6 protein-coding genes are annotated in these 24,832 nt (G+C 56.2%); all 6 read right to left on the bottom strand.

Annotated features, from left to right (window positions below; genetic code table 11):
* Positions 1-11 precede the first annotated feature (11 nt).
* A complete protein-coding gene (locus MKX70_RS18735; protein ID WP_042237347.1) occupies positions 12-854 on the bottom strand; it encodes a GNAT family N-acetyltransferase in 843 nt (280 codons plus the stop codon).
* A 168-nt stretch (positions 855-1,022) separates the two neighbouring features.
* Positions 1,023-1,904, bottom strand: coding sequence for an AraC family transcriptional regulator (locus MKX70_RS18730; protein ID WP_042237349.1), 882 nt, complete (start codon positions 1,902-1,904; stop codon positions 1,023-1,025).
* An 804-nt stretch (positions 1,905-2,708) separates the two neighbouring features.
* Positions 2,709-20,099, bottom strand: a complete 17,391-nt coding sequence (locus MKX70_RS18725) for a calcium-binding protein (RefSeq protein WP_340840493.1) — start codon at positions 20,097-20,099, stop codon at positions 2,709-2,711.
* Positions 20,096-20,545, bottom strand: a complete 450-nt coding sequence (locus MKX70_RS18720) for a hypothetical protein (protein ID WP_340840492.1) — start codon at positions 20,543-20,545, stop codon at positions 20,096-20,098. Before MKX70_RS18720 ends, MKX70_RS18725 begins: the two co-directional genes overlap by 4 nt.
* Before the next feature lie 83 nt (positions 20,546-20,628).
* Positions 20,629-23,484 (bottom strand): hypothetical protein, encoded by a 2,856-nt coding sequence (locus MKX70_RS18715; RefSeq protein WP_340840491.1) that lies wholly within the window; start codon positions 23,482-23,484, stop codon positions 20,629-20,631.
* Between the two features lie 18 nt (positions 23,485-23,502).
* Positions 23,503-24,831, bottom strand: coding sequence for an HlyD family type I secretion periplasmic adaptor subunit (locus MKX70_RS18710; protein ID WP_340840490.1), 1,329 nt, complete (start codon positions 24,829-24,831; stop codon positions 23,503-23,505).
* Position 24,832 lies beyond the last annotated feature (1 nt).

Here is a 24,832-nt window from a genome sequence, read left to right as displayed (position 1 = left end):
TGCAGAACAGGTTATGTAGTATAGTTATAGCTGGCTAAATACTTCGCGACGGCTTCCTTATTCTCATGCCACCATAGAATGGGGATTTCGCCCACTTTCGCCAAACCTAACTTAACGGCCAGATGGTTAGATGCATGATTGCCAGAGTCACAATCCCAATATGTTGTTAAGTTCCGCATGCGGCCAAGCTCAATGAACTCCTGACACAGTCTAAACGCCAAACCTTGATTCCGGTAATCCTGATGTGTAATGATGTCCGGTTCGATATACCCTCCGCCGAGATAAAAGGTGTTACAAACGCTTACAAAGCCAGCTTCATTCGAATAGCTGAAACCGTAAGCCTTCTCAAGATAGGTCTCTGCGGAATCCCACAGCAAGCGGTAGGAATCATCCATCTCCTGAATATACCGCTCAAAAAGCTGCTCATCCATTCGTGTCAGCACGAATTCCCCAGCTTGTTCCTGGGATGCCCCAGAGTCTGCTGCATTGTCACTCATGATGTAATGAGTTCTGCTCAGCTCTACTGTATTATCTTTCAGCGGACCTTTAACCACCGTCAGCCAGTGTCGGGACGACAAATACAGGTCATAATAATTCGCATGATTGGCCGGATCGGCTAAGAAATCTAACAAGCTGCGATTGAACAGTTGATCGTCTTCTTCACCGAACAGATAATACTTTCCCCCGCGGCTGGTGACGATTCCGGCAGTCGGATGGTCTATATTATTCACAAATATTTTACCAGGCTGGTTAAGATCTATAACGCCTCCGACAAATACAAACTTAAATTCACCGTCTTTATGTTTCAGGAGATGCCTGATTCTGCTGTAATCACTCGTCAGTAATTCTATCATTGTTATCCTTCCTCTCAGCAAATGTCCTGGTTATGTATAACTGTAGTTCTCTTAGCAATAAGGGCTGCCGGCCACAGATTTCTGTATACCGCCAGCCCATGCTGCATCCGTTCCGGACACGATTCATTTTGACAGGTAAATCTGCCCATTACAAGAATATCGGGGCATTTAAGGACGTTTCGCTTCCTGCACAGGTATCCATATTTCACTTCTGTACGCTGGCGAGGTTGTATCCTTGCTCTCATTCCATAGGATTTCCGGCCCTTCGACCTGCTCGTAATTGGAAGAAGGGAACCATTCGGAATAAATCCGGCCCCAGATATTCTGGAGCGTATCCGGAAACGGCCCCACCGCTTCAAATACAGCCCATGTAGACGCAGGGACTTCAAGTCTCGCATAGGATAGAGGGCAGTCCAGCGTGGTAGCTACACCAATATAATGATCGAGCTCCCCCCGTTCCGCCATCCGCCCTTCGGAGAAATTCACCGATGCGCTGATCATCCCCGCAGGAACGATGTTGGACAGCTGCTTCAGTTCTGTAATGATCTCCATATTGAGACTCTGCCACATTGCCGCGATTTCCGGATTCACTCCGTTGAACTGAATAGGCACCCTTTTCTTCAGTCCGACGATGCTAAAAGCCGCTTTCTCTTCCATACGATAATTCATTTCACTGCCTCCTCTGATCGTTAATTGAAAAGTCATCCGAGGAAAGGCCTTCAGCGGTGTCCCTGCACTTCTTGCTTCCGACGGCGTCACGCCGTGAACCAGCTGGAAAGCCTTGGTGAAGGCATCTGGTGAACTATAACCAAATTCCAGGGCCAGATCAATAATCCGCTGCTGGCTGCCCTGTAGTTTGAATGCGGCCAGTGTGAGACGTCTGCGGCGGATATATTCCGACAGCGGAATACCTGCCAGGAAGGAGAACATCCGCGTGAAATGATACTCCGAGCATAACGCCCGCCTCGCTGCCTCCCTGACATCCACCTCACCCTCCAGATTCTCTTCAATATAGAAGAGTGCTGCGTTCATATTTTCGAGCAGGTTCATCGTTTATCACCCTTTCCTCACAATCAGATTAACATCTATACAGAGAGCGGTTCCGACAGTTCCTGCACCAGATTGACGGGTACTCCCCCAGGACGCTGCAATAATTCTGCCGTGATATATAGTTGAATTTGAAGACAATCCGATCATTGACGTTTTACCATAATAGATCTCTTTCAATAAAGTGTTTCCTAGTATATATCGGTCAGTCCCTTTATTCTCAGTCCCTACTTTTGATGAATAAACATTAAGAACATAACGCTCTATTTCATTCCTTGTAAAAATCTATACTAAGCTATATAAATTTATTTATTTATTGGATGGAAAACGGGCATTTATCATTGTACTTATGGAGGCTTTAACTACAAGTGCTTTATATTTAGATATTCACCTAATAGCTAATCGAACCATGTTCTTGTCCTCAACTGCTAGTTCAAGTAACAATATTTAGATTTCTTAATACCCATCCTGCCGTTTTTATAGTTTACAGATTCATCTGTTCCTTAAGAAATTTGAAAACTGTTCTGCATTATACTGCTTAATGAGGTTTTATCTATATCACTTATTATTTTAAGCGCCGAACCAACTGGGCTCTAAACATACGGTGACCAATAATGGACGTTTTTAAACAGTCCTATGTCATGTCTGTTGCTTGCCCGTCATCCACTTTACGTTGCCTCTCTTTTGACCAGACTGTACAGCGGCGCCAGCAGCTCCACCTATGAAAATTTGAAAGCGCCTCTACGGGTTCCGGCAAGCCGGTTGGTAGAGGCGCTCTGCTGCACCATCACTTATAATAAAGCCGTTTTACTTGTCCGCAGTCCAATACTGAGCCAGAATTTGCTGCGCATCGGTTCTTTGTTCGTTCATCGCTTGGGACCAGCTGGTTCCGGTGGAAGAGGAATAGGTCGCCATCGCTTGAATGAGCTGCTCAATCTGTGTATTCTTGATCCGCGTTCCATCCTGGGCCATAAACAGCTCTGTCTGGTATGCGGCGCTCGTATACCAATTGCTCACGGTTGCCTTATCTTCACTGCCGTTAATCTGAACCACCAAGTCACTCGCATTTTTCGAAAAAATCACCTCATCGCTGTCCACCAGCAACTTGACAATGTCCGTATTCGTTTTCGTTTCATAGTCATAAATACGGTCCTGGCCGTAGCCTCTGCCGAATACGTAAGTATCGCTGCCGCTGTACGAATACGACGAGGAGTCGTTGTTGCCCTGAAGGTAATCGTCCCCCGCTCCTCCGTCCAGCACGTCGTTGCCCGCTCCGCCATACAGTGTGTCGTTACCGGCGTCGCCGTACATATAGTCGTTGCCGCTGTAGCCGTACAGCGTATCGTTTCCGGCATACCCGTACATATGATCGTTAAGACCGCTGATTCCGGAAAGGGTATCGCCCTCATCCGTTCCTTTGGTCAGCACATTCGCTTCAAGCTCGGCCTTACCCCAAACCGTGCCGTCGGCGAACGTCACCCGCTCAATCTGGTACGCGCTGCTGTTGAAGTAATACTGGATTGTCAGCTGATCGCCGGTTTCTATAATACGAAGCGACAGATGACCATCTTTTTGCAGCACCTCGATATCGGAAGGGTTAACCAGCATTTGAATGGTGTCCTTATTGGTGCTGCTGGTGTCGTAATCGTAAATGCGGTCCTGGCCGTACCCTCTGCCGAATACGTAAGTGTCGCTGCCGCTGTACGAATACGACGAGGAGTCGTTGTTGCCCTGAAGGTAATCGTCCCCCGCTCCACCGTCCAGCACGTCGTTGCCCGCTCCGCCGTACAGTGTGTCGTTACCGGCGCCGCCGTACATATAGTCGTTGCCGCTGTAGCCGTACAGCATATCGTTGCCGGCATACCCGTGCATATGATCGTTAAGGCCGCTGATCCCGGAAAGGGTATCGCCCTCATCTGTTCCTTTGGTCAGCACATTCGCTTCAAGCTCGGCCTTGCCCCAGACCGTGCCGTCGGCGAACGTCACCCGCTCGATCTGGTACGCGCTGCTGTTGAAGTAATACTGGATTGTCAGCTGATCGCCGGTTTCCATAATCCGTAGCGACAGATGACCGTCTTTTTGCAGCACTTCGATGTCGGAAGGGTTGACCAACATTTGGATAGTGTCCGTATTGGTGCTGCTGCTGTCGTAATCGTTAATGCGGTCCTGGCCGTACCCTTTGCCGAAGACGTAGGTATCGTTGCCACTGTACGAATATGAGGAGGAATCGTTGTTGCCCTGCAGATAATCGTCCCCCGCCCCGCCGTCCAGCACGTCGTCTCCGGCTCCGCCGTACAACGTGTCGTTGCCGGCGCCTCCGTTCATAGTATCGTCGCCGCTGTAGCCGTACAGCGTATCGTTGCCGCCGAACCCGTACATGCTGTCATTAAAATCATTCATTCCATAAAGCGTATCGGTCTCTTCCGTTCCTTTGGTGAGCACACTGGCTTCAAGCTCGGCCTTGCCCCAGACCGTGCCATCGGCAAACGTCACCCGCTCAATCTGGTACGCGCTGCTGTTGAAGTAATACTGGACCGTCAGCTGATCACCGGTTTCGATAATCCGGAGCGACAGATGACCGTCTTTTTGCAGCACTTCGATGTCGGAAGGGTTGACCAACATTTGGATAGTGTCCGTATTGGTGCTGCTGCTGTCGTAATCGTAAATGCGGTCCTGGCCGTACCCTTTGCCGAAGACGTAGGTATCGTTACCACTGTACGAATATGAGGAGGAATCGTTGTTGCCCTGCAGATAATCGTCCCCCGCCCCGCCGTCCAGCACGTCGTCTCCGGCTCCGCCATACAACGTGTCGTTGCCCTCGCCGCCGTTCATAGTATCGTCGCCGCTATAGCCGTACAGCGTGTCGTTGCCGCCGAACCCGTACATGCTGTCATTATAATCATTCATTCCAAAAAGCGTATCGGTCTCTTCCGTTCCTTTGGTCAGCACACTGGCTTCAAGCTCGGCCTTGCCCCAGACTGTGCCGTCGGCGAATGTCACCCGCTCGATCTGGTACGCGCTGCTGTTGAAATAATACTGGATTGTCAGCTGATCGCCGGTTTCCATAATACGAAGCGACAGATGACCATCTTTTTGCAGCACCTCGATGTCGGAAGGGTTAACCAGCATATGGATAGTGTCCGTATTGGTGCTGCTGTCGTAATCGTAAATGCGGTCCTGGCCGTACCCTTTGCCGAAGACGTAGGTATCGTTGCCGCTGTACGAATATGACGAGGAATCGTTGTTGCCCTGCAGATAATCATCCCCCGCCCCGCCGTCCAGCACATCGTCTCCGGCTCCGCCGTACAACGTGTCGTTGCCCTCGCCGCCGTTCATAGTATCGTCGCCGCTGTAGCCGTACAGCGTATCGTTTCCGCCGAACCCGTACATGCTGTCATTATAATCATTCATTCCGTACAGCGTATCGTCAGCATCCGTTCCCTTAGTGAGCATATTCGCCTCAAGCTCGGCTTTACCCCAGACAGAGCCGTCAGCAAACGTCACCCGCTCGATCTGGTACGCGCTGCTATTGAAGTAATACTGGACCGTCAGCTGATCGCCGGTTTCTATAATCCGGAGCGACAAATGACCGTCTTTTTGCAGCACCTCGATGTCGGAAGGGTTGACCAGCATTTGAATGGTGTCCGCATTTCCGGCGGTAGTGTCGTAATCGTAAATCCGGTCCTGACCGTAGCCTTTGCCGAACACATACGTGTCATTGCCGCTGTACGAATATGACGGTGAATCGTTATTTCCCTGCAGATAATCGTCCCCCGCCCCGCCGTCCAGCACGTCGTTGCCCGCTCCGCCGTACAGCGTATCGTTGCCTTCGCCACTGTCCAGCGTGTCGTTTCCGGCCATTCCGTTCAAAATATCATTGCCGGTCCCGCCGTAAACCGTATCGTCGCCTCCCTGGGCGTTTATGGTATCGTCACCGCCCATGCCGTAGATGATATCATTGGTGTCATTGCCATTCAGCGTTTCGCTCTCATCGCTTCCGAGAATGCTAAGAACGGCATTGTTCACATAATCGAAATCCCACACCGTTCCGTCGGCAAACCATATTTCTTCAACCCTATACTTTCCTCCGGGGCTGAAATAATCCGATACCGTCAGCTTGTCGCTGGTCTGGTTAATTCGGATTTCCAGATGATTGCCGGTACGGCGCAGCGTTATGTTATCCGGAGACAAACTGGCTGCAAGCTGCACCCTGTCGGTGTTGCCTTCCGTACCGTCATAATCGATAATAGTATCCTGCCCTGAACCCCGGCCAAACAAATAAGTATCATCGCCATTTGCGCGTGCATAGGAAGTATCGCTGGCGTCGCCGCCGTACAGCGTATCATTGCCTGCGCCTCCATCCAGGACGTCATCGCTTGCGCCGCCGTACAGCTTGTCCCCTTCGGCTCCGCCGTACAGCAAGTCGGCTCCGTCATTGCCGTAGATCAGGTCCGCACCTGCGCCCCCGTACAGCTTGTCGTTGCCTCCTGCGCCGGACAGGATATCATCGCCGCCATTTCCGTAGATCGAATCGTCGCCTTCGTAGCCGTTTAACGTATCATTGCTCTCGCTGCCGGTGATGTTCAGTACCGCTTGCCGCACAAATGAACTGTCCCACTCGGTTCCATCGGCAAACTGAATTGTTTCCACCACGTATTTCCCGCTGGCTTCAAAATAATTCGATACCGTCAGCTTGTCACTGGTACCGGTAATGAGCAGTTCCAGGTTACTTCCGCTGCGGCGAAGTAATACATCGCCTGGGAGCAGACCGCCGGTCAAAGAGATGACGTCCGAGTTGCCCTCTGTACCGTCGTAGTCGAAAATCGTATCTTGGCCGGAGCCACGGCCAAACAGGTACGTATCGTTCCCGTTGACGCGCGTATAGGATGTATCGTATTGATCACCGCCGGACAAGGTGTCGTTACCTGCACCTCCGTCCAGCACGTCATTGCCCGAGCCGCCGTACAAGACATCGTTGCCGTCTTCACCATACAGACGGTCATCCCCTTCATTGCCGTACAGCGTATCCCGGCCGTCGCCGCCGTACAGACTGTCTGAGCCTGCTGCCCCGGACAAGGCGTCGTTGCCGCCGAATCCAAACAAGGTGTCGTCGCCTTCATAACCGTTCAGCGTCTCGCCGGCTTCGCCGCCCTGAATCAGCAGCGCCGCCGTACTGATGTGAGATCCGTTCCAAACCGTGCCGTCAGCGAAGCGGATGGACTCAACTTTGTATTTGCCGCCCGCTTCAAAGTAGTTCAACACCGTAAGTTTGTCAGCCGTGCCGTTAATCAGCAGTTCCAGATTGCTGCCATTGCGCCGCAGCGTTACGTCGCTTGCCAACACGCCTGCCGCAAATTGAATAACGTCTTCATTGCCCTCCGTGCCGTCATAGTCAATGATCATGTCCTGACCTGAGCCTCGGCCAAAAAGGTACGTATCATTGCCGTTGGACCGGGTATAGGACGTGTCGTACTGATCCCCGCCGTACAGCGTGTCATTCCCGTCTCCGCCGTCTAGCACATCATCGCCGGCTCCGCCATACATAGCATCGCTGCCGTCGTCTCCGTTCAAGCGGTCGTTACCTTCGTTGCCGTACAGTTTGTCGGCGCCGTCGCCGCCGTTCAACTCATCGTTCCCTGCGCCGCCACTCAGCGTATCGTCTCCGCCGAAACCGAGCAGGATGTCGTTGTCCTCGTACCCAGTCAGCGATTCGCTCGCCTGGCTGCCCGTGACGTTGCGCACCGCCGCCCGAACTACGGCCTCATTCCACACCGTGCCGTCGGCGAACTGGACCGATTCCACGATATATTTGCCGCTAGGTTCAAAATAGTTCGCGACCGTCAGTTTGTCGCTCGTGCCGTTAATCAGCAGCTCCAGGCTGCTGCCGCTCCGCCGCACAGTAACGTCGCTTGGCTTCACGTCGGCCGCAAACCGGATCACGTCGGCATTCCCCTCCGAACCATCGTAATCAAGAATCGTATCCTGACCGTAACCCCGGCCGAACAGGTACGTGTCGTTGCCGTTGGCGCGCGTATATGACGTGTCATATGGATCGCCACCGTACAACGTGTCGTTGCCCGCACCGCCGTCCAGCACATCGTCCCCGGCCCCGCCATACAGACGGTCATCGCCGCCATCCCCCCGCAGCGTGTCATTCGTCTCATACCCGGACAGTGTTTCGCCGACTTCACTGCCGTCAACGTTCAGTGCCGCCGTCCGAAGCGCGGCTTCGTCCCATACGGTCCCGTCGGCGAATACCGCCGACTCCACCACATACCGGCCGCTGGCGTCGAAGAAGCTCGCCACCGTCAGCTTGTCGCTTGTGCCGTTGATCTGCAACTCCAGATTCGTACCGCTGCGCCGCACGGTAACGTCTCCCGGCTTCACGTCGGCCGCAAACCGGATCACGTCAGCGTTGCCTTCCGTGCCGTCGTAGTCGACAATCGTGTCCTGGCCGGAGCCCCGACCGAACAGGTATGTGTCGTTGCCATTGGCACGCGTATAGTACGTATCGCTGCTGTCGCCGCCATACAACGTATCGTTGCCTGCGCCTCCGTCCAGCACGTCATCCCCGGCTCCGCCCTGCAGCATGTCCGTTCCTTGACCGCCCTGCAGCCGGTCATTGCCGGCGTTGCCATACAGGGTATCGTTGCCGTTGCCTCCGTCTAGCACATCGTCCCCGTCGCCGCCGCTCAGCGTGTCGTCGCCGCCGTAACCGAGCAGGATGTCGTTGTCCTCGTACCCGGTCAACGATTCGCTGGCTTCGCTGCCCTTGACGTTACGCGCCGCCGCCCGTACTGCAGCCTCATTCCACACCGTGCCGTCGGCGAATTGAACCGATTCCACGATATATTTGCCGCTTGGCTCAAAATAGTTCGCGACCGTCAGCTTATCGCTCGTGCCGTTAATCAGCAGTTCCAGGCTGCTGCCGCTCCGCCGCACAGTAATGTCGCCCGGCTTCACGTCGGCCGCAAACTGGATCACGTCCGTGTTACCCGCCGTGCCGTCGTAGTCGACAATCGTGTCCTGACCATAGCCCCGGCCGAACAGGTACGTGTCGTTGCCGTTGGCGCGCGTATATGACGTGTCATATGGATCGCCACCGTACAACGTGTCGTTGCCCGCACCGCCGTCCAGCATGTCGTCGCCCGCACCGCCGTTCAAGCGGTCATCGCCGCCGTACCCCCGCAGCGTGTCGTTCGTCTCATACCCGGACAGCGTTTCACTGGCGTCGCTGCCGTCGATATTCAGTGCCGCCGTCCGAAGCGCCGCTTCGTCCCATACGGTCCCGTCGGCGAATACCGCCGACTCCACGACGTACCGGCCGCTGGCGTCAAAGAAGCTCGCCACCGTCAGCTTGTCGCTCGTGCCGTTAATCAGCAGCTCCAGACTGCTGCCGCTCCGCCGCACGGTAACGTCGCCCGGTTTCACGTCGGCCGCGAACCGAATGACATCGGCATTGCCCTCCGTGCCATCGTAGTCTATAATCGTATCCTGCCCGGAGCCCCGCCCGAACAAGTACGTGTCATTGCCGTTAAAGCGGGTGGCCGAATCACTATTATCACCGCCGTACAGTGTATCGTTGCCCGCGCCGCCGTCCTGCACGTCGTCTCCAAGGCCGCCCTGCAGCGTATCTCCGCCTTGGCCACCCAGCAGCCGGTCATTGCCGGCGTTGCCATACAAGGTGTCATTGCCGTTGCCGCCGTCCAGCACATCGTCCCCGGCACCGCCGCTCAGCGTGTCGTCTCCGCCGTAACCGAGCAGGATGTCGTTGTCCTCGTACCCGGTCAGCGATTCGCTCGCCTCGCTGCCCGTGACGTTACGCGCCGCCGCCCGCACCGCGGCCTCATTCCACACCGTGCCGTCGGCGAATTGGACCGATTCCACGATATATTTGCCGCTTGGCTCAAAATAGTTCGAGACTGTCAGCTTATCGTTCGTGCTGTTAATCAGCAGCTCCAGGCTGCTGCCGCTCCGCCGCACGGTGATATCGTCCGGCTTCACTTCGGCAGAAAACCGGATCACGTCCGTGTTACCCGCCGTGCCATCGTAATCAACGATCGTATCCTGACCGAAGCCACGTCCGAACAGATACGTATCGTTCCCGTTGGCCCGCGTATACGACGTGTCGCTGCTGTCGCCGCCATACAAGGTATCGCTCCCCGCACCGCCGTCCAGCACATCGTCTCCCGCGCTGCCGTACAAACGGTCGTCGCCGCCATCCCCCCGCAGCGTGTCATTCGTCTCATACCCGGACAGCGTTTCACTGGCGTCGCTGCCGTCGATATTTAGTGCCGCCGTCCGTAGCGCCGCTTCGTCCCATACGGTCCCGTCAGCGAATACCGCCGACTCCACGACGTACCGGCCGCTGGCGTCAAAGAAGCTCGCCACCGTCAGCTTGTCGCTCGTGCCGTTAATCAGCAGCTCCAGACTGCTGCCGTTCCGCCGCACAGTAACGTCGCCCGGTTTCACGTCGGCCGCGAACCGAATGACGTCGGCATTGCCTGCCGTGCCGTCATAGTCAACGATCGTATCCTGACCGGAGTTCCGACCGAACAGATACGTGTCGTTTCCATTGGCGCGTGTATAGTACGTATCGCTGCTGTCGCCGCCATACAACGTATCATTGCCTGCGCCTCCGTCCAGCACGTCATCCCCGGCTCCGCCCTGCAGCATGTCCGCTCCTTGACCGCCCTGCAGCCGGTCATTGCCGGCGTTGCCATACAGGGTATCGTTGCCGTTGCCTCCGTCTAGCACATCGTCCCCGTCGCCGCCGCTCAGCGTGTCGTCGCCGCCGTACCCGAGCAGGATGTCGTTGTCCTCGTACCCGGTCAACGATTCGCTGGCTTCGCTGCCCTTGACGTTACGCGCCGCCGCCCGTACTGCAGCCTCATTCCACACCGTACCATCAGCAAATTGAACCAATTCCACGACATATTTGCCGCTTGTCTCAAAATAGTTCGCGACCGTCAGCTTGTCGTTCGTGCCGTTAATCAGCAACTCCAGGCTGCTGCCGCTCCTCCGCACGGTGATGTCACCCGGATTCACGTCGGCCGCAAACTGGATCACGTCCGTGTTGCCCGCCGTGCCGTCGTAGTCGACAATCGTGTCCTGACCATAGCCCCGGCCGAATAGGTACGTGTCGTTGCCGTTGGCGCGCGTATATGACGTGTCATATGGATCGCCACCGTACAACGTGTCGTTGCCTGCGCCGCCGTCCAGCACGTCGTCGCCCGCACCGCCGTTCAAGCGGTCATCGCCGCCGTACCCCCGCAGCGTGTCGTTCGTGTCATACCCGGACAATGTTTCGCCGACTTCACTGCCGTCAACGTTCAGTGCCGCCGTCCGAAGCGCCGCTTCGTCCCATACGGTCCCGTCAGCGAATACCGCCGACTCCACGACGTACCGGCCGCTGGCGTCAAAGAAGCTCGCCACCGTCAGCTTGTCGCTCGTGCCGTTAATCAGCAGCTCCAGACTGCTGCCGTTCCGTCGCACGGTAACGTCGCCCGGTTTCACGTCGGCCGCGAACCGAATGACGTCGGCATTGCCTGCCGTGCCGTCATAGTCAATAATCGTGTCCTGACCGGAGCCTCGGCCGAACAGATACGTATCGTTGCCATTGGCACGCGTATAGTACGTATCGCTGCTGTCGCCGCCATACAACGTATCGTTGCCCGCGCCTCCGTCCAGCACGTCATCCCCGGCTCCGCCCTGCAGCATATCCACTCCTTGGCCGCCCAGCAGCCGGTCATTGCCGGCGTTGCCATACAGGGTATCGTTGCCGTTGCCTCCGTCTAGCACATCGTCCCCGTCGCCGCCGCTCAGCGTGTCGTCGCCGCCGTAACCGAGCAGGATGTCGTTGTCCTCGTACCCGGTCAACGATTCGCTGGCTTCGCTGCCCTTGACGTTACGCGCCGCCGCCCGCACCGCGGCCTCATTCCACACCGTGCCGTCGGCGAATTGAACCGATTCCACGATATATTTGCCGCTTGGCTCAAAATAGTTCGCGACCGTCAGCTTATCGCTCGTGCCGTTAATCAGCAGTTCCAGGCTGCTGCCGCTCCGCCGCACGGTGATATCGTCCGGCTTCACGTCGGCCGCAAACCGGATCACGTCCGTGTTACCCGCCGTGCCGTCGTAGTCGACTATCGTGTCCTGACCGTAACCGCGGCCGAACAGGTACGTGTCGTTGCCGTTGGCGCGAGAGTACGAGGTATCGTATCGATCGCCGCCGTACAGCATATCGTTGCCTGCGCCTCCGTCCAGCACATCATCTCCAGCCCCGCCGCTGATCACATCCTGATCAGCACCGCCTGTCAGTTGATCGTTATTAGACGTGCCGGAGAGAGTCAACCCCGTTCCATTGGCCGGACTTGTTGAAAGATGCGTCCCAATAAAGGCACTGTCCCACACCGTGCCGTCGGCAAACTGAACCGATTCTACAACGTATTTGCCGCTTGGCTCAAAATAGTTCGAGACCGTCAGCTTATCGTTCGTGCCGTTAATCAGCAGCTCCAGGCTGCTGCCGCTCCGCCGCACGGTGATGTCGTACGGCTTCACGTCGGCCGCAAATTGGATCACGTCCGTGTTGCCCGCCGTGCCGTCGTAGTCGACAATCGTGTCCTGACCATAGCCCCGGCCGAACAGATACGTATCGTTCCCGTTAGCACGCGTGTATGACGTGTCATATGGATCGCCACCGTACAACGTGTCGTTCCCTCCGCCGCCGTCCAGCACGTCGTCCCCGGCCCCGCCATACAGACGGTCGTCCCCGCCGTGCCCCCGCAGCTTGTCGTTCGTGTCATACCCGGACAGCGTCTCGCTGGCTTCGCTACCGTCGATATTCAGCGCCGCCGTCCGAAGCGCCGCTTCGTCCCATACGGTCCCGTCGGCGAACACCGCCGACTCCACGACATACCGGGCGCTGGCGTCGAAGAAGCCCGACACCGTCAGCTTGTCGCTTGTGCCGTTGATCTGCAGCTCCAGACTGCTGCCGCTCCGCCGCACAGTAACGTCGCTTGGCTTCACGTCAGTCGCAAACCGGATGACGTCCGCGTTGCCCTCCGTGCCGTCATAGTCAATAATCGTGTCCTGACCGGAGCCACGGCCGAACAGATACGTATCGTTGCCATTGGCACGCGTATAGTACGTATCGCTGCTGTCGCCGCCATACAACGTATCGTTGCCTGCGCCTCCGTCCAGCACGTCGTCCCCGGCTCCGCCCTGCAGCATATCCACTCCTTGGCCGCCCAGCAGCCGGTCATTGCCGGCGTTGCCATACAGGGTATCGTTGCCGTTGCCTCCGTCTAGCACATCGTCCCCGTCGCCGCCGCTTAGCGTGTCGTCTCCGCCATAACCGAGCAGGATGTCGTTGTCCTCGTACCCGGTGAGCGATTCGCTCGCCTCGCTGCCCGTGACATTACGCGAAGCCGCCCGAACTACGGCCTCATTCCACACCGTGCCGTCGGCGAACTGGACCGATTCCACGATATATTTGCCGCTAGGTTCAAAATAGTTCGCGACCGTCAGTTTGTCGCTCGTGCCGTTAATCAGCAGCTCCAGGCTGCTGCCGCTCCGCCGCACAGTAACGTCGCTTGGCTTCACGTCGGCCGCAAACCGGATCACGTCGGCATTCCCCTCCGAACCATCGTAATCAAGAATCGTATCCTGACCGTAACCCCGGCCGAACAGGTACGTGTCGTTGCCGTTGGCGCGCGTATATGACGTGTCATATGGATCGCCACCGTACAACGTGTCGTTGCCCGCACCGCCGTCCAGCACATCGTCCCCGGCCCCGCCATACAGACGGTCATCGCCGCCATCCCCCCGCAGCGTGTCATTCGTCTCATACCCGGACAGTGTTTCGCCGACTTCACTGCCGTCAACGTTCAGTGCCGCCGTCCGAAGCGCGGCTTCGTCCCATACGGTCCCGTCGGCGAATACCGCCGACTCCACCACATACCGGACGCTGGCGTCGAAGAAGCTCGATACCGTCAGCTTGTCGCTTGTGCCGTTGATCTGCAACTCCAGATTCGTACCGCTGCGCCGCACCGTAACGTCGCCCGGCTTCACATCCACCGCGAACCGGATCATGTCCGCGTTGCCTGCCGTGCCGTCATAGTCAATAATCGTGTCCTGACCGGAGCCACGGCCGAACAGATACGTATCGTTGCCATTGGCACGTGTATAGTACGTATCGCTGCTGTCGCCGCCATACAACGTATCGTTGCCTGCGCCTCCGTCCAGCACGTCATCCCCGGCTCCGCCCTGCAGCATGTCCGTTCCTTGACCGCCCTGCAGCCGGTCATTGCCGGCGTTGCCATACAGGGTATCGTTGCCGTTGCCTCCGTCTAGCACATCGTCCCCGTCGCCGCCGCTCAGCGTGTCGTCGCCGCCGTACCCGAGCAGGATGTCGTTGTCCTCGTACCCGGTCAACGATTCGCTGGCTTCGCTGCCCTTGACGTTACGCGCCGCCGCCCGTACTGCAGCCTCATTCCACACCGTACCATCAGCAAATTGAACCAATTCCACGACATATTTGCCGCTTGTCTCAAAATAGTTCGCGACCGTCAGCTTGTCGTTCGTGCCGTTAATCAGCAACTCCAGGCTGCTGCCGCTCCTCCGCACGGTGATGTCACCCGGATTCACGTCGGCCGCAAACTGGATCACGTCCGTGTTGCCCGCCGTGCCGTCGTAGTCGACAATCGTGTCCTGACCATAGCCCCGGCCGAATAGGTACGTGTCGTTGCCGTTGGCGCGCGTATATGACGTGTCATATGGATCGCCACCGTACAACGTGTCGTTGCCTGCGCCGCCGTCCAGCACGTCGTCGCCCGCACCGCCGTTCAAGCGGTCATCGCCGCCGTACCCCCGCAGCGTGTCGTTCGTGTCATACCCGGACAATGTTTCGCCGACTTCACTGCCGTCAACGTTCAGTGCCGCCGTCCGAAGCGCCGCTTCGTCCCATACGGTCCCGTCAGCGAATACCGCCGACTCCACGACGTACCGGCCGCTGGCGTCAAAGAAGCTCGCCACCGTCAGCTTGTCGCTCGTGCCGTTAATCAGCAGCTCCAGACTGCTGCCGTTCCGCCGCACAGTAACGTCGCCCGGTTTCACGTCGGCCGCGAACCGAATGACGTCGGCATTGCCTGCCGTGCCGTCATAGTCAACGATCGTATCCTGACCGGAGTTCCGACCGAACAGATACGTGTCGTTTCCATTGGCGCGTGTATAGTACGTATCGCTGCTGTCGCCGCCATACAACGTATCGTTGCCCGCGCCGCCGTCCTGCACGTCGTCTCCAAGGCCGCCCTGCAGCATATCCGCTCCTTGACCGCCCTGCAGCCGGTCATTGCCGGCGTTGCCATACAGGGTATCGTTGCCGTTGCCGCCGTCCAGCACATCGTCCCCGGCACCGCCGCTCAGCGTGTCGTCTCCGCCGTATCCGAGCAGGATGTCGTTGTCCTCGTAGCCGGTCAGCGATTCGCTCGCCTCGCCGCCCGTGATGTTGCGCACCGCCGCCCGCACCGCGGCCTCATTCCACACCGTGCCGTCGGCGAATTGGACCGATTCCACGATATATTTGCCGCTTGTCTCAAAATAGTTCGACACCGTCAGCTTGTCGCTTGTGTCGTTAATCAGCAGTTCCAGGCTGCTGCCGCTCCGCCGCACGGTGATATCGTCCGGCTTCACGTCGGCTACAAACCGGATCACGTCCGTGTTGCCCGCCGTACCGTCGTAGTCGACAATCGTGTCCTGACCGTAACCACGGCCGAACAGGTACGTGTCGTTGCCGTTGGCACGCGTATATGACGTGTCATATGGATCGCCACCGTACAACGTATCGTTGCCTGCGCCGCCGTCCAGCACATCATCCCCGGCTCCACCGTACAGACGGTCGTCGCCGCCATAACCCTGCAGCGTATCGTTCGTCTCATACCCGGACAACGTTTCGCCGGATTCGCTGCCGTCGATGTTCAGCGCAGCCGTCCGAAGCGCCGCTTCGTCCCATACGGTCCCGTCGGCAAACACAGCTGACTCCACGACGTACCGGCCGCTGGCGTCGAAGAAGCTCGACACCGTCAGTTTGTCGCTTGTGCCATTAATCAGCAGCTCCAGACTTGTGCCGCTGCGCCGCACGGTAACGTCTCCCGGCTTCACGTCGGCCGCAAACCGGATCACGTCCGCGTTGCCTTCCGTGCCGTCGTAGTCGACAATCGTGTCCTGGCCGGAGCCCCGACCGAACAGGTATATGTCGTTTCCGTTAAAGCGGGCTGCCGAATCACTGTTATCTCCGCCATACAAGGTGTCGTTGCCCGTACCCCCGTCCAGCACATCGTCCCCGGCTCCACCGTACAAACGGTCGTCGCCGCCATAACCCCGCAGCGTGTCGTTCGTCTCATACCCGGACAGCGTCTCACTGGCTTCGCTGCCGTCGATGTTCAGCGCCGCCGTCTGAAGCGCGTCCGTGTCCCAAACGGTCCCGTCGGTAAACACCGCCGATTCCACGACATATTTGCCGCTGGCATCGAAGAAGCTGGACACTGTCAGCTTGTCGCTCGTGCCGTTAATCATCAGCTCCAGATTTGTGCCGCTGCGCCGCACGGTAACGTCGCTCGGCTTCACGTCGGCTGCAAACCGGATGACGTCGGCATTCCCCTCCGTACCGTCATAGTCGATAATCGTGTCTTGACCGTAGCCCCGCCCGAACAGATACGTATCGTTGCCGTTGCTTCGGTTGTAGGAGGTATCGCTGCTGTCGCCGCCGTACAGCGTATCGTTGCCACTGCCGCCGTCCAGCACATCGACTCCGGCTCCGCCGTACAGAACGTCGCCTCCCCCTTCGCCTTCCAAGTGGTCCCCGCCATCGTTGCCATATAGCCGATCGTCCCCATAACCCCCGTACAGCAGATCGGCGCCCGCCGCTCCGGTCAAGGTATCTTCGCCGCCATAACCGTAAATGCTGTCATTGCCCTCATAACCGGAAAGGCTCTCACTGGATTCGGTTCCGTCCACACTTAATACAGCTTGCCGGATATAATCCGTGTTCCAAACCGTTCCTTCGGAGAAGTGTACCGTTTCCACTACATAGCTGCCGTTGGCGTCGAAATAATTCCATATGGTCAGCTTATCATCGGTACCGATAACGGATAACTCCAGATGGTTGCCGCTGCGCCGCAGCTTTACATCCCCCGGCTGCACGGATTCGTCCAGCGTAACAAGATCCGCGTTGTACGCCGTGGCGTCATAATCGACAATCGTATCCTGGCCATAGCCCCGGCCAAAGAGGTACGTATCGTTGCCGTTGCCCCGGTTATTGGAGGTGTCGCTGCTGTCACCGCCGTACATCACGTCATTTCCGGCTCCACCGTCCAGCACATCGTCGCCGTTGCCGCCGTTTAAGCGATCATCACCGGTCCCCCCCACAAGCTTGTCATTCAACTCACCGCCAAAAAGGGTATCGTTCCCTCTGTCGCCGAACAGGAAGTCTTTGCCGCCGCCCCCGGAAATGGTATCGTCGCCTTCCAGTCCCCAGAACACCTCATCCATGTTTGTTCCGGTAAAGGTGTCGTTCTCCCGCGAGCCGAGCACTTCGGATCTCCCGGCTATATCGATAATTAGCGCATACTCTGGTCCCTTGGCCGCAAACGTCTTGCGGAAGCTTTCAATGTTGACATAATCCGTCAGTTCCAATTGATGAATGCTGGCCGCCACCTCGTTAAGCTTCGCCTTGCCCGCCTGTTCATCTGTGGACATCACATTCATAATATCGATTGCGATCCCCGACAAATCAAATTTTACGCTTTCCGTCGTCGCATCCCAGGCCAAGGTAAGCCTGCTGTAAAATTCCTTCAATCGGGTCTGCGCCGTCAATTGGGAATACACCGTGCCTGCCAGTTGATTGAAAGTATCCGAAAGCAGAGCCGCCGCGTTTGTTATCGGGTTGCCGCCCTGTCCGTTCGTGGCTTCCTGATATTTCTTTCCAAAAAGCTTCTCTAGCGCCTCCAGCTTCCGGGCATCGATATTACCTCCACGCTGATTCGGATTGATGGTCTCGACCCCGGTCCAGGCATAAATAATGTCGACTGACAGTTGTTTGCGGAAGTTTATGTCCGGTTCAGCTGCAAATCGCATCACCAATGCTTTGAGATGTCCGGTAGTGTCCCTAAGCATCGCCTGGTGCAGACTATTGACGTTACCGAATCCCTTTAAATCCGGCAATGCCGCGATTTCGGACGTAACCGGCAGCAGCTGCGTGGAGGTGGAGTTCACCTTGTCGGTCTTGAACCAGACGTCACTCACGGCTGCAGTCGTTCCGTCGGTCCGGGTATACGTTCCGGTCTGCTTATGTTCGTTGCCCTGGGCATCGACAAAAGTGCCTGAGCTGTAGCCTGTAAAAATAGAGGCCACGCCGGCGTCCTGGAGAGATACCAGCTCTCCGGCGTCCGTTATGCCGTCCCCGTCCAGGTCCCTCCAGATGTTCAGCTGGCTAAATACGGCATCGGCGGCGTCGATTTTACCGTCATGGTTATCGTCAAGATCGGCCAGCGCCGAAAATCCATTGGCAGCCTTGTTCCCACCTGACAAAAGCGTGTTGTTGCCGAACAATTCCTGCCCGCTGTCGATCCGGCCGTTACCGTTTAAGTCCCGGACCAGCAGACCGTCGTCCTTGCCGACCCAAGCCGATTTCTCGGCAAAGCTGTTGTTGTCATGGTCAAAAGCAATACCGTTCTGGATCGTTGTCGTTTCCACTCCGTCTCCGTCCAGATCGAGCACGAGCGGGCAAGAGGTCATTGCTTCGGCGTTCTGGAACAGACCGAAGATGCTTCCAATCAGGTCGCTAAGGCCGTGTCCGAGCTCGCTTCCGACAATCCAGCCTACGATGCCCGCCCCAACCTCCAGCAAGAGTCCCGCGGCGATGCCAACCGGTCCCCCTGTCGCTCCGAGCGCCAGCGCTATAGGCGCAACGGCTTCCATAAACAACTGTGAGGTCACTAGCCCTCCCGCCGTTTCCAACGTCCAGTCGCGGATAATTGTATTGCCTAGTTCCGTATCGCCGGACGCATATGCCGCGCTTGCATCGCCGATCATATTGACAGCATCCACGGCGAGCATTACGCCGCCAACGATGCCCAGAGCCTTCAGCGCTCCCCCTCTCACACGGGTATAGCGGGCGGCATCGGCCAGAGTAGAACTCGTGCTGACGCCCGGCGTTTCCACAAGAGTCCGGTCCATGTACTGGACGATCTCGGTCGTTCTGGCGGCAACTGAATTGTTCGATCCCTTTATACTCTCAGAAATTTCGGCCAGCCTCGGATATTTGGCGTTCAATTCAGCCTGGGACAATCGTCCTTCCATTTGGCTCAGCGACTGGACGCTGGCGGTTCCCTCGGGAACGCGGGTAGACCCTCCCGTCAGTCTGGCGACATCAACCCCCAGAATTTCGCCTGGCTTAACGACAGCCTCACCTTTGGGATCTACCACAATCGTCTGCGGTCCCCTATACACATCAATCAAGGACATATTGGCACTTGATTTATAAGATATCGCTTCTCTCAAGCCATCCAGCGCCTTGGCTTCGGAGTAGCCAAGCTCTTTCATGAACCAATCCTTGGCCTTTAACAAATCCTCCTTAGGGATACCGTCAATGCTGTTGACCTGTGGCATATCCAGCAGGGTACGCAGCTCCGTCAGCGTCCAGACGCTGTCCGGCGTCGAGCCCGACGTTAATGTGATTACATTGCCGTGGGCATTGGCGAGCATAACCTCCCTGGAAACAAAATCATTAAGGGAAAGCACCCCTTCATAGCCAAACGGAGTGCGGACGCCGTTCACTTTGTAGCCGTTGAGCATTTCACCGGCGAGCTCCGGGCTGCCGGACGCCTGTTGTACTGCGGCTTTGAATTCCGCATTATTCAATAGCTCTCCGGCTTCCGTATCGCTGATATAATACAGCGTGCCTCCGCTACTGTTCGAAACCGCATCGGCGATCTGCCATGCGGGAGTATCGCCAATCCATCCATTGTAGGGAATAATATTCCCGCCTTCAGGCACCTTGAAAGAAATCTTTCCTACACTCGCCTGGATATCCTGGGCGAGCTGCACCTTTTGCGCACGGGTCAGTTCGGCGTTCTCCGGTATGCCGTGCCTGGAGCGCCATGACTCGATATCGTCGATAATATCGAACTTGGTCGTCATTGCTTGACGCCTCCCATCGCAAAGCCGGGTGTTGCGATGTAATCGAAATGGACACCGGTAACGCAATCTCTTCTGCCGGCAAATCCTTTGGCGTCCAACGATTCTTTAATCAAATCAACCAATTGTTCGTGATCCTGGAGCAGATTTCCGGGCGCTTCAATTTTAGTGATCTTCCAGAACATTTCGATTCCCGAGCTCACATTGCCCGTACCGGTGCTGTACGTATCCATGCAGATGACATTTCCCTTCCAGACAAGCGCATAATACATCGGGACGTCGGATTCATAATCGCCTTGTCCGCCCAATCCGACCAGGAAAGCGTTCCGCTCACGATCGATCGTCCAAGACCGTGATTCCAGCGGTTTACGGGTAAACGGATCTTTGAGTTGGAAGGAATTAAACCATTCTCGGTCGGCTGCAGGTATTTTTTCATTAATGAATGCCACTGATCATCTCTCCCTTGTACATTTCATTTGGCGATGCCTTCCCCTTGCCGGTCTAACCCTGCTGTAAGCGTCCGCCGCCGGACTCATGGAGCCGCGGGGAGCGCAGCGGTTTGCGTACTCAGCAATTTCAGCCCGCCCTTGTAGCTCAAGTATACCTTGAACTGGACCAAGGGGCCGGCATTTCCGGTAGAAATGCCGTCGACCTGAAATTTGCCGTTTGTCAAAGTAAAGCTGTTGTCGTCATCCGTATTCAACCCGAACTCTCTCTGCGTGATCACCTCCCCGCCGTTCTCAACCCGGATAACAATTTTATGTTTACCGTCAAAATCGTCAAATGCCGTATCCCGGAACAGCCGGGCGTTGAATTCAATCGCTCCGCTGTAGGTTGACGTCCATTTGGCGGCAACATTCGATAGAGTCAAGGAATAAGGCCCCGCATTCAGGTTCGCAAGACCGTTATTTCCCGACTTCCTTTCTTCCATTAATGAATATATAGCCGGCTTTACATAAGCCTCGGCACGTGCGCCGGATTCAACAATTCCGTTGCCGTTTACCGGCACCCCCAGCAGCAGCTTCAATGTCTCGGGCCTTGTCCCTTTAGGCACTTTGCCGGACAATGTTTGAATCGCCGCACCTCCGTACTTGATGGCGGCACCCGAGCCGCTCTCGTATTCCAGAGGATAGTACATGCCGTCCGCCGTCTCCAGATACCCTGTTAACGGATTGCTTACCGTACTCCGTTTATTCAGATTCCGCTGAACCAGCTCGATTTCAATCATATCCTCGGCTGCCCCCGGGTACACCAGCACCTGGTACAGCTGAATTTCTGACTCTCCGCCGGTAATGTCCAGCGTATACGTATCGCCCTCCCGATAGGATTTCAGGCTGTCGGCCTTGGGAATAGCGAACTGGGCGACATTGGAGTTCTGATTGTCTTCACTGCGCCCCAGCAGCACGGTCATTTCGCCCCCCGCTGTCGAATAAGGAATGGTCGCTACGACCTGCACCGACACCGGGCGGTCCGGAGAAGCGCCGAGCACTTTGTCCAGGACAAATGCTTCCGCCTTCACAGCTGCGCCGTCGATATAATAGGTTGCCTGAAATTCTGGAAGCGGGACGGCGGCATATCCGCCGCTGTATAATTCAAATTCGCTCACAAGAGCATCTTTACCGTTCGCGGGCAGGCGAAGCGTTGAGGTCCTGCGGATTTTGAAATCTCCGGAGCCGTTCGAGAAATAAACCCATCCGGAGCCCGCCAACTGTGTATTCTCCAAATCAGGCAAGGTAAAATTGGCAACGGAGCGGTACAATTCGCCGCCTTCCTGCCGGATCGGCTCCTCTATGACGATCTGAAAACCCGTTAAATTTACGTTAAGAGGCACTTCGATCTTAATAACCCGGCGCATCGTCGCCTGTGGAGACAACCGACCGTCCCCCTCGCCCTCCGCCAATTTGCCTTCATATTTATATTTCTGCCCGGTAATTCCCATCACCCGGAATTCCGGCAGTTTAATGCTGTTCACTCCTGTGTTGGCAAGGGTCAGCGTGCCCTGAATCACTCTGGTTCCTCCCTCGGTATAACCCATAACGTTGCCCAGATTAAGGGTATAGGGAGTTCCGTCCTTTGTTGCGCTCTTCGCAATCGTTAAAGTCTTGGCATGTTCGGCGTCTTCCGATTTCTCCAGCGGCAGCTTCAACAGTGGCCTGTAGACCGGATCGTCAGACTTCCCTAGCGACTTTGTAACCATCAGCCGCATACTCCGGGATTTTAACGATTTCGGAATGTCGGCCGATACGACGGCGGTAAGCTGCTCAAGAGCTCCCATTGTTGCAGGCGGGCCTGAGCCTTCCAGAGACAAGGGGTAATACAACCCGTCAATCTCCAGAAAATATCCCAAGACAGGCGCTTTGATGGCCTGCTTGCCAATATTTTTAAGCACAATCTCTGTTCCAGCCTTCATCTGTGGCAAATCGGACTCCGCGAAGTAAAGAGGCTCTGCCGCAATAGACAGCTGCGCCTCATCCGGCCGGATATAATAAGCTTTCTGATTGACAGCGGCAAGCTTGTTCCAGGCCTTGGCCGGTAGGAGCGCGAAGACGTCCGTGATCAGATTCATCTCCTCCTCCTTTGCGCCTGCAAGCAGCTTGAAGCTGGAGGAGCGGGCGGTTTTCGGCAGGGAGGCATGGAGATCGTATACCCGTTTCGCTTTTGGGTTCAGTTCGTCTTTGTTGTCTGTCCCCGCTTCCAACGGATACAGCTCGCCCGAGCCAGCTTGAAGCCAAAAGCTGTATTCCGGAAGCTTGACCGGCTGATTCCCCCGGCTTTCAGCGGCGAAGGTTACAGTATAAATTTCCTCGCCGGCCGTTTCATATGTATAGAACTCTGCGGCTGAGAGCCGAACTTGATTGCCCTGCATTTGACTGAGTCTTGCGGAACCCGCAGGCACCGTGTCGGCGTATCCGGCGGGAATCTTGACACTGCCTGTGGTTTTGCTGAACCCGGGGTAATCGATGTTCCACTCCTTGACGCCCAGCCGGATCCCCTCTAGCGCCGCAGTGTTCGGTACAACCGCGTAAAAGACATAGTCCTTCCCCGCCTGCGGAAGCACTTTGGTGGTACCGCCTTCATCCTGCTGTCTTAACGCGTTGCTGGAGCCGCCGGCTGCCGTGGAGACGGTGATGCCATAACGCAGCAGATCGATGACCGACTGTCCTCCGTTAAACAAACGGACCTTGAAAGTGAGCACATTATTTTTGCCCCATTGGGTCAGGTGCGGGTCCAGGAACTCCACATAGCTGCTCTTGGTCACATAAACTTTGCCGATGGATTTGGATGTAACGTCCGTACTTTGGGCCAGACTGCGTCCGGGCGCGCCAAGAATTGCCGTCAGACTAACAATGAACACAATGACTATTCCTACAGCTACAGTTCTTCTCATGGAGTTGCTCCTTTGCCGTCATCTTAAGGTAAAGCTCTCGTCCATCGCCTTCTTGAGAGGGGACAGGAAAAAGTCGATGATCCGCCGTTTGCCGGTCTTGGCTTCAACTGTGACCGACATCCCTGGCGTCATCCGGATGAAGCTTCCGCTTGAAGTAGTGTCTGAAACCACTTTCAGCTTCGCTTTAAAGACGGGACCGAGCTTCTCATCCTCGAAGGCGTCCGGGCTGACATAGGTAATTTCCCCCTGCAGGTACCCGTATTTTTGAAAAGGAAACGTATCCACCTTCAGATTAGCTTCCTGGCCTTTCTTGATAAAGCCGATATCCTGGTTGGCAATAGTCGCTTCGACGATAAGAGGAGTATCGTCTGGAACGATGGATATTACATCCTGGGCGCTCGTTACGACCCCGCCGATCGTATAGGAAGACAGGCCATGCACTGTGCCGTCCACCGGAGAGGTCAGCTGCTGGAGCTCGTATCTCTTATTAGCCTTAGTAAGCTCGGATTCCAGGCTGTACAGCGTTTTCTCGGTTTCGACCAGCTCGTCCAGAATGGTGCGTTTATGCCGCTCTTCAAGCGAAACAACGTTTTGCTTCGCTTCCGCAAGCGCATTTTCCGCTTTTTGCACTTTTGTCTCCTGCGAAGAGATTTGCAGCTTGGCTTTATTCAGATCATTGTCGGCTTGAAGAAGGCTGGCGCTATCCTCAAACCCCTCTTCGGCGCTGCCCTCAGCCTTCATCGCTGCCAGCGCGTAATCCTTGTTAGCCAGCTCCAGGGCGGCCTTCTCAAGCTCCAGCTCCTGCTCGGTCTGAGAAACCTGGAGCTCTGCTTCCTTCCTGCCGCTACTGAATTCCTCGTCGCGTGCCTCGCGGAGCTGCATTTGCATGCCCAGTATTTCCGCGGTATTCACGGACGGATCCAGGTTCTCCTCTTCAAGACCCTTGAACGCTGCGCCTTTAAGCTCCGCCTCCAGCATCGCCTTTTGCAGCCTGGCGACGTAAATCTGCTTGTCCAGCTCCTGGATGTCGGCCGTGGAGGTGGTAGAATCCAGCTCTACCAAAACCTGGCCCTCCGACACATGCTCCCCTTCTTTCACGAGCACAGCCTTGATCGTGCCGCCTTCCAGCGGCTGAAGTACCTTTGTTCTACCGTCGGGAATGACTTTGCCTCTAGCCGTCGCTACCTCATCTACCTTCCCCAAATAAGACCAGGACAAGATAAGGAGAAATAGGACGACGATCAGCCAAATAAGCCATCTGCCTAAAGGAGAAGGCGGCGTTTCCTCGATTTCGAGCGCGGCAGGCAGAAATTCATACTCTAGACGATCCTTTTTTAATCCGAACATG

It is taken from the genome of Paenibacillus sp. FSL R7-0312 (assembly GCF_038004445.1).
Taxonomy (GTDB): Bacteria; Bacillota; Bacilli; order Paenibacillales; family Paenibacillaceae; genus Paenibacillus_AQ.
This window is presented reverse-complemented; position numbering and strand designations above follow the sequence as displayed.